This window comes from Streptococcus sp. HMSC061E03 (assembly GCF_001813505.1).
GTDB lineage: Bacteria > Bacillota > Bacilli > Lactobacillales > Streptococcaceae > Streptococcus.
Genome location: NZ_KV812797.1, coordinates 27,591 through 40,291, shown reverse-complemented (window position 1 = coordinate 40,291; position 12,701 = coordinate 27,591). Strand labels below are relative to the sequence as shown.

Annotated in this window: 13 protein-coding genes; 5 read left to right on the top strand and 8 right to left on the bottom strand. The window is 39.3% G+C overall.

Annotated features, from left to right (window positions below; all coding sequences use genetic code 11):
• Window positions 1–357 precede the first annotated feature (357 nt).
• Window positions 358–2,019, top strand: coding sequence for a C69 family dipeptidase (locus HMPREF2917_RS07960; RefSeq protein WP_070590095.1), 1,662 nt, complete (start codon window positions 358–360; stop codon window positions 2,017–2,019).
• Window positions 2,012–2,839: a PrsW family glutamic-type intramembrane protease gene (locus HMPREF2917_RS07955; protein WP_070590091.1), complete on the top strand. Its 828-nt coding sequence runs from the start codon at window positions 2,012–2,014 to the stop codon at window positions 2,837–2,839. The genes HMPREF2917_RS07960 and HMPREF2917_RS07955 overlap by 8 nt, the downstream gene beginning before the upstream one ends.
• A gap of 308 nt (window positions 2,840–3,147) precedes the next feature.
• Here HMPREF2917_RS07955 and HMPREF2917_RS07950 read toward each other — a convergent pair whose 3' ends face one another.
• The 8 genes from HMPREF2917_RS07950 to HMPREF2917_RS07915 form a co-directional block, all read right to left on the bottom strand.
• A complete protein-coding gene (locus HMPREF2917_RS07950; RefSeq protein ID WP_070590089.1) occupies window positions 3,148–4,410 on the bottom strand; it encodes a hydroxymethylglutaryl-CoA reductase, degradative in 1,263 nt (420 codons plus the stop codon).
• Window positions 4,410–5,582 (bottom strand): hydroxymethylglutaryl-CoA synthase, encoded by a 1,173-nt coding sequence (locus tag HMPREF2917_RS07945; RefSeq protein ID WP_070590086.1) that lies wholly within the window; start codon window positions 5,580–5,582, stop codon window positions 4,410–4,412. The genes HMPREF2917_RS07950 and HMPREF2917_RS07945 overlap by 1 nt, the downstream gene beginning before the upstream one ends.
• 193 nt (window positions 5,583–5,775) lie before the next feature.
• A complete protein-coding gene (locus HMPREF2917_RS07940; protein ID WP_070590295.1) occupies window positions 5,776–6,000 on the bottom strand; it encodes a hypothetical protein in 225 nt (74 codons plus the stop codon).
• Between the two features lie 107 nt (window positions 6,001–6,107).
• Window positions 6,108–6,575 carry a threonine/serine exporter family protein gene (locus tag HMPREF2917_RS07935; protein WP_049515799.1) on the bottom strand — a complete coding sequence of 156 codons (468 nt, stop codon included), beginning with the start codon at window positions 6,573–6,575 and terminating at the stop codon, window positions 6,108–6,110.
• A 4-nt stretch (window positions 6,576–6,579) separates the two neighbouring features.
• Window positions 6,580–7,338, bottom strand: a complete 759-nt coding sequence (locus tag HMPREF2917_RS07930) for a threonine/serine exporter family protein (protein ID WP_023919150.1) — start codon at window positions 7,336–7,338, stop codon at window positions 6,580–6,582.
• Between the two features lie 166 nt (window positions 7,339–7,504).
• Window positions 7,505–8,671, bottom strand: a complete 1,167-nt coding sequence (locus HMPREF2917_RS07925) for a tyrosine-type recombinase/integrase (protein ID WP_070590083.1) — start codon at window positions 8,669–8,671, stop codon at window positions 7,505–7,507.
• A 343-nt stretch (window positions 8,672–9,014) separates the two neighbouring features.
• Window positions 9,015–10,004, bottom strand: coding sequence for a DUF3644 domain-containing protein (locus tag HMPREF2917_RS07920; protein ID WP_013903998.1), 990 nt, complete (start codon window positions 10,002–10,004; stop codon window positions 9,015–9,017).
• 43 nt (window positions 10,005–10,047) lie between these two features.
• Entirely contained in the window at window positions 10,048–11,004 is a 957-nt protein-coding gene (locus HMPREF2917_RS07915) for a helix-turn-helix domain-containing protein (RefSeq protein WP_070590080.1), read from the bottom strand.
• Between the two features lie 154 nt (window positions 11,005–11,158).
• Here HMPREF2917_RS07915 and HMPREF2917_RS07910 point away from each other — a divergent pair, with 154 nt between their 5' ends.
• The 3 genes from HMPREF2917_RS07910 (at window position 11,159) to HMPREF2917_RS07900 (ending at window position 12,693) form a co-directional block, all read left to right on the top strand.
• Window positions 11,159–11,377, top strand: a complete 219-nt coding sequence (locus HMPREF2917_RS07910; RefSeq protein WP_070590292.1) for a helix-turn-helix domain-containing protein — start codon at window positions 11,159–11,161, stop codon at window positions 11,375–11,377.
• A 13-nt stretch (window positions 11,378–11,390) separates the two neighbouring features.
• Window positions 11,391–12,017, top strand: coding sequence for a Rha family transcriptional regulator (locus HMPREF2917_RS07905; RefSeq protein ID WP_070590076.1), 627 nt, complete (start codon window positions 11,391–11,393; stop codon window positions 12,015–12,017).
• Between the two features lie 190 nt (window positions 12,018–12,207).
• Complete coding sequence (locus tag HMPREF2917_RS07900) at window positions 12,208–12,693, top strand: hypothetical protein (RefSeq protein WP_070590073.1); 486 nt, start codon at window positions 12,208–12,210, stop codon at window positions 12,691–12,693.
• Window positions 12,694–12,701: the final 8 nt, after the last annotated feature.

Below are 12,701 nucleotides of genomic sequence, written 5' to 3'. Positions count from 1 at the left end.
TACGAAGTTCCATGACTTAGTTTTGAACCTAAGGTTTCAAAACTCCCGAGTGCCTGAAACAAAAACGTTTCAGGCACTTTTCTCACGGCGGAAAGTTTTCGTATATTATGATTCATTTTGAAAATTAGAACTCTTTTATAGTTTTTTGAAGAATCACTTAACTTATTTTACTTAAAAATTAGTTCCTATTCGTTTAGGATTGGCAAAATAAGCCAATCCTTTCTTTTTTGAAAAAGTATTTTTCCTCAAAAATTCTGATAGTTTACGAATCGTTTACGGTTGCTGGAATCGCTTGCAAAATAGGCTTGTAAAAGAGTATACTAAATAAGGAAAAACATTTTTAAAAAGGAGTTTAGGATGAAGAAGCACTATTTTCGATCAGCTGTAGCAGCCTTGCTTCCGCTTTTGTTGATTGCTCAACCTGTTGAGGCTTGTACAGGGTTCATCATCGGGAAGAAACTGACTGCCGACGGTTCGACCTTGGTAGGGCGTACCGAAGATTTAGAACCCAACCATAATAAAAATTTTGTGGTCAGAGAGCGTGTCTACAATAAAAAAGGAGCCATCTTTGAAGATGCTGCCAACGGTTTTCAATACCCTTTGCCAGAGATTAGCTATAAGTATACAGCGGTTCCAGATGTCACCCCTGATCAGGGAATTTTTGACGAAGCAGGATTCAACGAATATGGGGTTTCCATTTCTGCCACTGTATCTGCTTCAGCAAATGACAAGATCCAAAAAGTGGATCCCTATGTCAAGGATGGCCTCGCAGAATCGGGCTTGACCAGTATTGTTCTCCCTAGTGTGAAAACCGCAAGAGAAGGGGTTGAACTCATTGCTAAAATCGTCGAAGAAAAAGGCGCTGCAGAAGGAAATATTGTGACCATTGCCGATAAAGAAGGCGTCTGGTATATGGAAATCCTATCTGGCCATCAATATGCGGCCATTCTCTTCCCAGAGGATCGATTTGCTGTCTTTCCAAATACCTTCTTCTTAGGGCATGTAGATCTATCAGATACCGAACGCACGATCGCCTCGAAAGATCTTGAAAAAGTCGCCAAAGAAGCCAATAGCTATAAGGAAGTGGACGGAAAATTCCACGTTTCTCAATCCTATAATCCGCCTTTGCAAGAAGCAGATCGCTCTCGGGTTTGGTCGGGAATCAAATCGCTAGACCCAAGCTCTCCTGTTAAATATGACGATGCGTCCTTTGACCTTCTTCATACAACCGATCGAAAATTAACCCTCCGCGATGCCATGAATCTCCAACGCAATCGTTTGGAAGGAACCAAATATAAACCACAGGATCAAATGGAGCTGGATGGAAAAGGTATTCCGAAAAAAGGGGAGTTTGATGCGGTTTATAAATACCCTATTTCCAATCCAAATGTCATGGAGGCCCATATTTTCCAACTGAAAGATGAGGTCCCAGCGAGTGCAGGTGGAGGCACCATGTGGCTGTCGATGGGTAGTCCACGAAATGCTCCATACCTACCCTACTATGGCAATATTCTCAACACCTATCAAGCCTACCAAGAATTAGGGGATCATTACAATGATCGCTCCTGGTATTGGACCATTTCAAGAATCAATGACCTTGTGGCCAAATATCCAGATTTATTCGAAGATGGGGCGATTCGTACTGAAATGGAACGATTGGAGTCTCAGTGGATGGTCGAACAAGATCTGAGTGATAAGGAGCAAATTGCCCTTGCTTCTCAGCCTGAAGAAGCGAGTGAGAAGGCAACAGAGGAAAGCTTGGCAAGAGCTGAGAAAACCTTCGAACGCTTGCAAGAAATCAGAAAAGAAGCAGAACAAAAGGTAGCAGATGAACACGGAAAAAGTGCCCTGCAAGATCTAGATGACGAAGAAGATGCTGCTTATGAAGAAAAGATTGATCTCGTTGATTTTGACTATGATTACATTCTAGCAGCAGGCTTGTTCGGGGCAACCCTTCTAGCGATTGTGATCTACCTGATTCGCTCAAAGAAACAAAAGGGAGGAAAACAAGATGACTAAAATTCAAAGAGCCTCTATCTATCTTTTTCTACTGTTTGCAGGAATTGGCTTGGAGTTTGAACTCGGTCATCTTTCTCAACAAGAATTTAGCCAGTCTGCAGGCAGAGACTTGGTTTTAAACTTGTCTGTTTTAGCTGCTATTATTATCCCGCTCTATCTCTTTTCAAAACGATTGGCCAAGCAGTTGACTGTCCCAACCTATCTCTTATGGATTGCCATGTTTGGAGGAGCCTTCGTAGCAGGCTGGTTGAGCTTTTCAGGTAATAGCTTGATCGATATTATGAATAGCCATGTGATCAAGGATGCCACTGTCTTTAACAAGTGGACCGATGCCTTGACAGCCCCCTTCTCTGAGGAATTCTTTAAGGCTCTGGTTGCCTTTTGGGTTGTCTTGATGGTTGGCAAAAAAGATCTAAAAGCGATTCTAATTGCCGGCTTGGGCTCTGGCTTTGGTTTTCAAATCATTGAGGATTTAGGGTACGTTGCCCGCCAAACAAAAACGAGTCAATTAGCTGCTGTCACTGAGGCCATTAACCGGATCTCTGGTGGATTAGCTTCCCACGCCCTCTATACAGCGGTTGTATCGGTCGGTGTCTTCCTCTTGTTGTCTCAAGTGACCCAGCAAAAGGAAAAACTCTTTGGACTCTGGTGTGTTGTCTCGACAGTAGCCAATCACTTCTTATGGAACTCTCCGTTTTATGAAACAGACCATCGGATTAATCTTCTCGTCGGACTGCTCTTTGCCGTCCAAGTAGGGACCTTTATCGAAGTGGTGCTCTATACCAAGAAAAAGCCCGATCTGCCATTTTTAAAACAATAAGAAAATTTTTTCAAACACAAAAGAACTAAGACGTGGGTCTTAGTTCTCAAAGTGAAGATAAAATCATCTTAGAAACTTTCCTTAGGTGAAGACGGACGTCAGCGAACTTCGAAGAAGTTCCATGACTAATTATTGAGCCTAAGGTCTCAATAATTCCGAGTGCTAGAAACAAAAGTGTTTCTAGCACTTTTTTCACGGCGGAAAGTTTCATTATATTCTCGATTCATTTAAAAAATTAGAACTCATTTTTATTTCTTTGCAGAATCACTTGACCTAATTTACTAAAGAATTAGTTTGTCTTAGTTCTTTTATTTTCTCAATTCTTGTAAGAGTGTTTGTGCCTTCTCTAAATTAAAGGGTTTGTTTTCAAGGAGTTGGCTGACCAATCGGGGAACTTCCTCTTCCTTAGCTCCTGCTAGAAGAGCTAGGGAACGTGCTTGGAGTTTCATATGTCCTGCCTGGATGCCTGTGGTGACAAGGGCTTTGAGGGCTGCGAAATTCTGCGCCAAACCGAGCGAAGCGATGATACCTGCTAATTCAATAGCAGAAGGCTCTCCTAGCAAACGGTGGCTGACTTGAACCGTTGGATTGAGGCCAATTGAGCCTCCTTTTGTCGCAACTGGCATTGGCAGGGTGATCTCTCCATAGAGTTTTTTCTCTTCTGGCTGACTTGTCCAGTGGCTCAAGCCCTTGTATGAACCACTTTGTGCAGCATAGGCATGGGCTCCTGCTTCGATGGCCCGCCAGTCATTGCCTGTTGCAAGGACCAGGGCATCAATCCCGTTAAAAATTCCCTTGTTATGAGTGGCTGCACGGTAAGGATCCACTTGAGCCAGTTGGCTAGCTAGCTCCATCCGGTGGGCAATCTCGATAGCTTCCTCAGGATTTCGACTCAGTGCTTTAAAATCGATGGCACACCTTGCACTCACCAAAGAGCGAATGGCCAAGTTGGATAGAATTGCCATCAAGGCCTGACCGCCAGAGAGTTCCTGGATGCGATCGGTCAGAGCTTCCAGCATCGTGTTGAGCATATTGGCTCCCATGGCTTCTTTGGGATCGACGGCCAAGTAAACAATAAGAAAGTCTCCCTTGTTTTCGACCCAAAGATCTCTCGCTCCACCTCCACGCTTAACGATAGAAGGATAGGCTTTATTAGCCAGCTGAAGAAGGGTTTCCTTGTCTTCTAGGATACGCTTGCTAGCAACTTCTACGTCTTCAACATCCGTCAGAGCAATCTCGCCAATCATTTGGCGCTGGTGCACCTGGGTGGTGAAGCCGCCTGAACGTTGGATGAGCTTGGCCGCAAAGCTGGCAGCCGCGACCACGGATGGTTCTTCTGTGACCATGGGAAGGACATAATCACGACCATTGATCAGGAAATAAGGAGCGAGGCTAAAAGGCAAGTCAAAAGTCGACAAGACATTTTCCGTCAATTGATCTGCAATAGAAAGGGGGAGTCCCTTTTGTTCTTTTAAGATCTGTGCTTCATCCCAAGTTAAGAGGCCTTCCTTCAGTAAGGCCTCTATGCGTTCTGTGGGAGAAAGTTTTGCAAAACCTGGTAATCGTGCCATTATTTTTCTACTTTCTGGTAAGTGCGTTGGTGTTCCTTGATCTCTGTCAACGCAAAAGTTTGATGCGTAGCAGGCTCAAACACTTGATTGCCACTAGGATCTAGATCTACTTCCTCATAAAAGAGTCGTTCGTAGTCAGCAACACTAAGAACCGTACGTTGGTCCAGTTTTTCCATGCGTTTGTGATCTAAGAGTCGCTCAAAACCAGGAACGAGATTGGCACTAAAGATCTCAGAAACCGCTCCACTTCCATAGCTAAAGAGGGCGATTCGGTCCCCAGCTTTGAGTTGGGGGTCATTTTCTAGTAGTGACAGCAAGCCTAGGAAAAGAGATCCAGTGTAGATATTTCCCACGCGTTGGCTGTATAGAATCGATTGATCAAAGTTGTATTGTAATTGATCTTTTTTCTCTTCTGATAATGACTTATCCAAGATTTTTTTCAAGCCCTTGAGAGCTAATTTTGGATAAGGTAAATGGAAGCAGACGGCCGCAAAGTCTGTCAAGGTAAGGCCAGTCCGTTTCTGGTATTCCGCCCAGGTTGTTTTCAGAGAATCTAGATATTGTTGTGTTGAATAAATTCCATTCACGAAGGGAGTTGTCGCGTAATTTGGACGCCAAAAATCCATGACATCGCGTGTTTGGGCAACATTATCATCGTTAAAAGATAGAATACGAGGATTTTGGCTGATTAGCATGGCAACCGCTCCGGCCCCCTGTGTTGGTTCTCCAGGAGTTCCAATTCCGTATTTAGCAATGTCACTCGCAATGACCAAAACCTTACTCTGTGGGAATTTTTCAACATGGAGTTTAGCATAATCCAAGGCAGCAGTTGCAGCATAGCAGGCTTCTTTCATCTCAAAAGAGCGGGCGAAAGGCTGGATATCTAGTAAGCCATGGACAAACACAGCAGCGGCCTTACTCTGGTCAATTCCAGATTCTGTCGCAAGAATCACCATGTCGATCGCTTCTTTATCTTCGTCTGTTAAAATATCATCTGCTGCAGTTGCAGCCAATGTGACGATGTCTTCTGTGATCGGTGCAACACTTTGTTCTTTTAAGAGAAGACCCTTGCTCAGTTTTTCAGGATCAGTATCACGAGCAGCAGCCAAATCTTCTAAACGCAAGACATAAGGGCTCGTCGCAAAACCAATCTTATCAATCCCAATTGTCATTCTTAACCTCTTTTTTATTTGATATCTACTAGTATATTTCGTTACTATTTTACCATATTTAAGGGTAAAACTCCCTTGAAAAAACTAGATCAGCAAGGAAATCATTCTCGGGACCGATTTTGCAATGTTTCAAAGAAAAAATAAAGAATCTATCAGAAAAAGCCATCCTCAGATGACTTTTCAACTCTGATGCTTAGCTATCTTTTTTAGGGTTACTCATGACCCGTGTGAAGAGTTCTTTGCATTTATCTTTTAGAACTTTTTCGTAGAAGACGAGTATAGCGATGTTCACAATCATAAAGTTCAAGGTCAGATAGAACAAGTCAAATGAATTGCGGGCATAATCAGTCGCTAATAGATAGGAGGAGAGGGCTCCTAGAATCATATAAGGAAGATACTTGATATACTTGTTTATCATCATACAGCACCTCGCATCCTTTAAAGGAATTGTTTTTTTCACTATTATTGCACTCCTTTTAAGCGAAAATACAAGCGATTACATAGATACTATTTGAAAAACCAATGCTAGTTGGCATTGGTCATTTTTCTTTTTTGATAGCGTTGGTAGGAATGGTAAAGTTTCAAGACGACAGATCCGCTAGCCATCCCGATGGAGATGACCAAGGCCAGGATAACAACCAGTGTCACGCTGGTTACTGCCTGTCGATATTGGCCACTGACAAAGAAGGAAGTGGTCCGATAGGAAATATATCCAGGAACCAAAGGGGCGAGAATGGACAGCATAAAGACCACGACAGGCGTCTTGAGAACGATACTTAAAATCTGACTAATGCAGGATCCCACAATAGCGGCGATAAAGGTTGCTACGATAACATTGGTAGGACCTTTTAGAATATAGTATAGTAGCCAGATGCCCATCCCTAAGATTCCTCCAGGAATCAGCATGGAGCGCTGCACATTTAGGACGATTAAAAAGGTGATGATGGCAATCAAACTGGCCACCGCTTGGATTAAAAATTCAGTTAGGTTCATGATTTTATTTCATAAGGACAAGGGCAACGGTTGTACCGGCACCAAGGGCAAGAGTAATGAGGAGAGTCTCAAAGAGTTTGCTCATCCCAGAGTTGAGGTGGTAATTCATGAGATCTCGGACGGCATTGGTCATAGCGATTCCAGGAACGAAGGGCATGACACAGCCTGCGATAATGAGATCGGTATTGGAAGGAAAACCACTATAGCGCGTCCAGATATGGGCTAAAAAACCAAAGACAAAGGCGGCCGCAAAGGCAGTGGCAAAAGGAATGCGAACGTATTTCTCAACGACAAGAGAAAAAGCAAAGGCAAAGACAGTCGCAATACCCGCTCCAATCGCATCATAGAAATTTCCTCCAAACATGATGGAGAAGAAAGGCGCACTGAGGGTTGCCGCAATGGTCAACTGAAGATTGGTATAAGGAACTCGCTTCATTTTCAACTCGCTCAGGGCTTGGTAGGCTTGCTCGAGATCGATCTCTCCAGAGACGAGTTGACGAGAGATCTGATTGACATCACAGACCTTTTCGATATTGTAATTGGTCCGCAAGATCCGTTTCATGCGCGTGACATTGGCATTCTCAATTGAAAAGAAAATAGCGACTGGCATCGCTAAAACATTACAATCGACGATTCCCTGTGAGTGGGCGATCCGGATCATGGTATCTTCGACCCGGTGAATCTCAGAACCGCTCTCTATCAGGAGGGTTCCGGCTAACATCAGGACGTCGATCACTTGGTTGATCTGTTTTGACTCTTCCATAATATCCTTCTTACTAAATAATCTGTTTCTATTATAGCAAAAAAGGACGAGAGACAGAACTAAAATCTCGTAAGTTGAAGATTAAGGTACCAGAAAGCCTATAGCAATAGGCTTTCTTTCTTGTCGTAATACGTTCTATTCTGATTTTGTTCAGTCATTTGTTCAGTTACAAACTCCCTAGAGCTGTTTCATAGAATGAAATGGCTTTTTTTGCACTCTCATTTGAGAGGTGACTGTATGTATCCATTGTCATGGATAACTTAGCGTGTCCTAGTCTATGTTGGAGTTCTTTATATGGTATTCCAGCATTTAATAACAAACTAGCGTGAGTGTGGCGAAAACCATGGAAACCAATATTAGGCACTTTAGCACGTTTAAAATGTGTTTTTAATCTTGTAAAAAGGCTACCGTTTTTAGCGTAACCATTAATAAAATCTGAAAAGACTATTATTTCAGTTTGTCCTATCTTCCAAGCCTCTTGGGTTTGTCTACGTTTGTACTGTTTTAACATTGTAACCGTTTTGGGGTCAATATCGATATCACGGTAACTAGATTTTGATTTAGGACTATTGGTTTCCATTTTATAATTTAGTGTCTTTGTAACGTGGACAACAGCATTATCTAGATCAATATCAGACCATTCCAGCGCCAACGCTTCATTGATACGGCAACCAGTAGCAAGCAGGAACTTGTAAAGAGTGACCTCGTAAAAATAGCGGTATCTGTTGCTATCCAAGTTGTCTAGATAATCTAAAAACGTTTTTAACTCAATTTTTTCAAAGTGTTTGATCTTTTGACGCTTTGCTTTCTGAGTGTTACGAGGTAAAACAACATCACGCGCAGGATTGGACGGTATCGCCTGCATAGTAACACCATACTGTAAGATACGCTTATTAAGCGCGTGAATCCTATCATAGTGTAAGTAAGCCTCTGAATCCCCTTTATTGGTCTTTTCAGCAAGTTTATTGACTATATTTTGGATAAGTGGGGTAGTTAGCTTGTCGAGTTTATAAGAACCAAATAGAGGTAAAATATGATTATTTAATAATTTTCTAACACTATATTCAGTATTTGGTTTTACTGTATGCTTATAGCTTTCCCACCATAATTCAGTGAGTTCTTTATAAGTTTTAATTGTCGTTTCTTTGAATCTAGTAGAACCATTTTGAATGAAGTCTATTTCAGCTTCTTTGGCTTTCAGCTTGACCTCTTTTTTAGTTCTAGCTGTAATACTAGTTTTTACATCTTTTCCCGTTACTCGGTCAATCCCTAAGTAAATGTTAGCACGGTACACAGTTGTACCGTCTTTCTTTTTGTGTTCTGTAATTCTCATGATCGAAAACCTTTCTAATTCATCAGCAGGCAAGCTATTATTAAAAAGGTTTTAGTGTGTGGTTTAAATCATGCTAGGGCTTCACAGATTGCTCTGTATTCGATTTTAAAGAGTTAGATAGGTAAATTATATGCTTAATTGTTAAGTGGTAAAAACACTTATTTTACAGTGTTTTTTGAGAGTTTTTTTCTAAAGTTAGTTTACCAGTTAGCTAACAAAACACTTTACATTTCCCACGCGCGTGGTATAATAGAATTAACAAGATAACTTGCGAAGGATTAACGTTGTGTTCCCAAAGGGGAGTAAGTCGATGGACGAGAATTCACATATGCCTGGGGTTATCTTATTTTTTTTGTCTTTTTTTCAAGTTTTCTACGAACGTTTCAGGATTTCGTTCGATTTCCTCAATTATAAAATCGCAGAGGATTTGAGAGTAGCCGTATCGATTACCAATTTTATAATGGTAGCAATAACGTTGATTTGTCTTGATATCATAAAATGTATTAAAAAGTTGTAAGTCGTTTGTTGTAAACGTCTTTTTTTGTTTTTCTCCACCGACTATTTTTGTTAATAGAATCCCTTTTGATTTAAGATGTCTATTAACAATTTTAATAACTTCCCTAGTAGTTAATGGATAGATAGCATTTGGATCTTTAATTTCTCTAACTATACCTATACTCGTTTCCGCAGTATTATCAAGTTTAACAAATAAATCAGCATCTTGTTTTCGCTTAGTGATATAAAATCGAGTTTCAACAGGTACAGCATAGTCAGAATTATTAGTAGATATTTCATTTTCAATTTTATCTTGCTCGGCGAGTATACGTTCTGCCATTTTAGGAGAGTACTTGGCTCGAATTTCTTCTTGATTAAGTTGGTCGATGCGGACTGATAAAGTCAAGAAATTTTGTGCAATTTGTTTTGTGATATCCTCATTGTGAAATTCTTGCATTTTAGAAATATAATTAGAAACACATGCCTGAAATAATGGGGCATAGATGTGTTCATAATCTTCTGTTATGAAGTGGGTACTAGTATTCCTAAGTTCTATAATTCGAATTAGATTTTTTCGTAATGATCCATGTTTATCTGGAAATACTGTCTCAACTGCATTTTCTAATGATATCGTTCTATCCTTACTATCCTTAAAATATATTGATTCTTCACCATTATTATTAATGATATAAGCCTTTAGCATTAATTCCCAGGCGTTACAGATAAAAAAACTAAACCCCTCAATTCTATACTTAATTGTAGGTTTGTTATATATTTCAAGCCCCATAATAAAAGCTTCGATACTTTTATTAACTAATCTTTTACTTAAATCTTCCATACGTTTCCTTTCTTACAAGATTTTCTATATTGTGGCGCGTGGGTTAGTTGCTAAAGTGTTCTTCAATATTTTTTCTTAGATCATTTAAGTGATTTTGAATATCCTTATAATAATCATATTCAATAGTATCGATAATATCATTTTTTTCAATATATATATGATTTTTAGAGATGCCTGTGCTACCTTGATCATGATTGTAAATAAGGTGATTAATTTCAGATTGAGCAGAAGCGATTTTTTTTCGTAAACTATACCCCAAGATATTGCGATCTTTTGTACCTATTTTTTCAATTATGTCATTCACCTCAAGAATGACATTACCGTAACTATCAATTTTATTATTAAGGCTATTAATGAGGTTAGAGATTTCTGAATGAATATACGAGGTATTCAATGCTTTTTCACGAAAAATAACATTTTTTAAGCGAGATATATACTCGTGTGTGATTAAAGATAGTACGTTTTTATAAGCGTATTCTCTTGCTTCTCGTTGTTTTGTTGTCAATAGCATTTCATTCTTTTCTGAACTGTCAGAAAGATCGAGATCTTTGAAAATTTCAACAATTCCAGGGTTTATAATCGATGACTCGAGAACACGACCAAAAACACTTTGATTAAATGCTAACTTCCCTTCAATATATTCAATATCCATCTGGTCATTGTCAAAATTGAGTATTTCATCAATCTTATTGAAGATCATTTCAAATACTTCAGATTCTTTATCGTTATCTAGTAATTCACTTAAGGAGCTGGTAGATATAGTATCGATAAATCTAAGATCCAAAAAAGACTTTTTGACATTAAAAAAGTCCGCTATTTTTTGTAAATTTCCAGCAGTAGGTAATGATTTTCCTTTAACATATCCAGTGATTGTGCTTTTTGGAATATTTAGAGAGTTATGGAGGTCAATTTGTCTAATCCCTTTTTGTTCCAAAAGTAGGTTTAACCTACTAGAGAAATACTCTCTATTTTTAATATCTTGAGGACTGTTTTTAGCCATCTTTTCTAACTCCTTAACTCTAGGTTATACATAGATTATAACACAAACAGAGACACAAAGTACGAAAAAAATAAAACTTTTTTTGAATTTTGTTGACAAAGTACGAAAAAAATAGTACAATCAAGGTAATAAAGATTAGGAGGAAATGTTTTTTATGAAACAAATAACCTTGAGAGGTGCACGTATATCAGCAGGATTCACACTTCGTGAGGTAGGCGAAAAAATTAACAGAAGTTTTCAGACTATAGCGAAGTACGAAAAAGATAGCACTAAAATTCCGCTAGATTTATTACAGGAGTTGACCACGCTTTATAATGTGCCGATGGATTTTATTTTTTTAGGCAAAAGTACGAAAAAAATAGTACCGCATTAGAAAGGAGGAACCAATGGAACTGGTCTATATGGACGGTAAAAAAGAGCCGTATACACTGAGTAGTATCGTGGCAGAATGCGCAGAAATTAAGCATAGACATTTGAAAGTTTCGCTGAATAAACACCGAGAGGACTTTGAGAGCTTTGGAAAGGTGCAATTTAAAATTTCACCTTCAGAGAGTGGGCAAAATGTACGGGACTATATTTTGAATGAGCAACAAGCAACATTGCTTATCACTTATTTACGAAACACCGAACCCGTCAAAGAGTTCAAAAAGAACCTAGTCAAAGCATTCTTTGAAATGCGTGAGGAACTTTCTAAGTTTCGTATGCAGAGGGCGCTAGAAAAGCCAAAAAGAAAAACACTGCATGACAGCATTGAGAACTGGGAACAGGCCCCAAAGCACGCGCACAGCACCATGAATAACTTGCTATTAAAGGCAGTGACCGACAGGAACGCTAAGCAATTAGTAGAAGAACGTGGGGGTTACAATGGTATTGATAGCTTGACCAGAGAGGAGTTGGAACAGTACCAAGCTTTTGAAGATATGGCGATAGCTATGATTAGCTTAAATATGAGTTATCAGGAAATCAAGGCTATGGTATTCAGAAATAAAAAAACACGCCCAAAAGGCGCGTGATCGCAACAAAAAAGGCTTAGCAATAACCACACCGCAGAGCCTTTCACACTATCACTAAAACGAAATTAACAAAAAAGCAGGCAAGCTATTATTAAAGAGGTTTTAGTAAAGATTTATACCTAGATTATAGCATATTGGGGTATAAGACGTAAAGAGATGTACAGAGGGTACAAAAGAGGAGAAAACTATTATGACAAAAACAACTTACGAAATTTTAAGCAATAAAATGAACAATATCGGTAAAGAACTATGTCAAATTGGGAAAGAGAATAATTTACATAGATTATCACTTTTATCAGGTCAATTAGGTGACCTAAAGGAAGATCTAGCAAGGTTACTTTGGTTAGAATTGCCAGAACTAAACGATAGCAAAAAAATTGAGAACATTTCTAAAAGCACTACAGGAATGGTTTTCCACGCGGGTATTTTTGAAATGGACGCAATGCGACAAGCGTTTTTCAAAAGACAAGCACAAACATTCTTTAAGACCGAAGAAGAGCAACAGAAATATGTTGCTTATACAGAAAATCTATATTTAGAATCAACAAAAACTTTCAAAGAAATCATGAAAGATACTAATCAAAATTTGCCTAATTCAAACCGTCAAGAAAAACGTGAACGATATATTGGGCAATTTGTAGCAGTTATCAGTAGCATTGCAACTCACAAGAGATAAGAAATGAG

What these genes read in the sequence shown, in the direction of transcription:
- HMPREF2917_RS07960 (WP_070590095.1), top strand. Translation starts at nt 358, where the DNA reads ATGAAGAAGCACTATTTTCGATCAGCTGTAGCAGCCTTGCTTCCGCTT.
- HMPREF2917_RS07955 (WP_070590091.1), top strand. Translation starts at nt 2,012, where the DNA reads ATGACTAAAATTCAAAGAGCCTCTATCTATCTTTTTCTACTGTTTGCA.
- HMPREF2917_RS07950 (WP_070590089.1), bottom strand. Translation starts at nt 4,410, where the DNA reads ATGGCACGATTACCAGGTTTTGCAAAACTTTCTCCCACAGAACGCATA.
- HMPREF2917_RS07945 (WP_070590086.1), bottom strand. Translation starts at nt 5,582, where the DNA reads ATGACAATTGGGATTGATAAGATTGGTTTTGCGACGAGCCCTTATGTC.
- HMPREF2917_RS07940 (WP_070590295.1), bottom strand. Translation starts at nt 6,000, where the DNA reads ATGATAAACAAGTATATCAAGTATCTTCCTTATATGATTCTAGGAGCC.
- HMPREF2917_RS07935 (WP_049515799.1), bottom strand. Translation starts at nt 6,575, where the DNA reads ATGAACCTAACTGAATTTTTAATCCAAGCGGTGGCCAGTTTGATTGCC.
- HMPREF2917_RS07930 (WP_023919150.1), bottom strand. Translation starts at nt 7,338, where the DNA reads ATGGAAGAGTCAAAACAGATCAACCAAGTGATCGACGTCCTGATGTTA.
- HMPREF2917_RS07925 (WP_070590083.1), bottom strand. Translation starts at nt 8,671, where the DNA reads ATGAGAATTACAGAACACAAAAAGAAAGACGGTACAACTGTGTACCGT.
- HMPREF2917_RS07920 (WP_013903998.1), bottom strand. Translation starts at nt 10,004, where the DNA reads ATGGAAGATTTAAGTAAAAGATTAGTTAATAAAAGTATCGAAGCTTTT.
- HMPREF2917_RS07915 (WP_070590080.1), bottom strand. Translation starts at nt 11,004, where the DNA reads ATGGCTAAAAACAGTCCTCAAGATATTAAAAATAGAGAGTATTTCTCT.
- HMPREF2917_RS07910 (WP_070590292.1), top strand. Translation starts at nt 11,159, where the DNA reads ATGAAACAAATAACCTTGAGAGGTGCACGTATATCAGCAGGATTCACA.
- HMPREF2917_RS07905 (WP_070590076.1), top strand. Translation starts at nt 11,391, where the DNA reads ATGGAACTGGTCTATATGGACGGTAAAAAAGAGCCGTATACACTGAGT.
- HMPREF2917_RS07900 (WP_070590073.1), top strand. Translation starts at nt 12,208, where the DNA reads ATGACAAAAACAACTTACGAAATTTTAAGCAATAAAATGAACAATATC.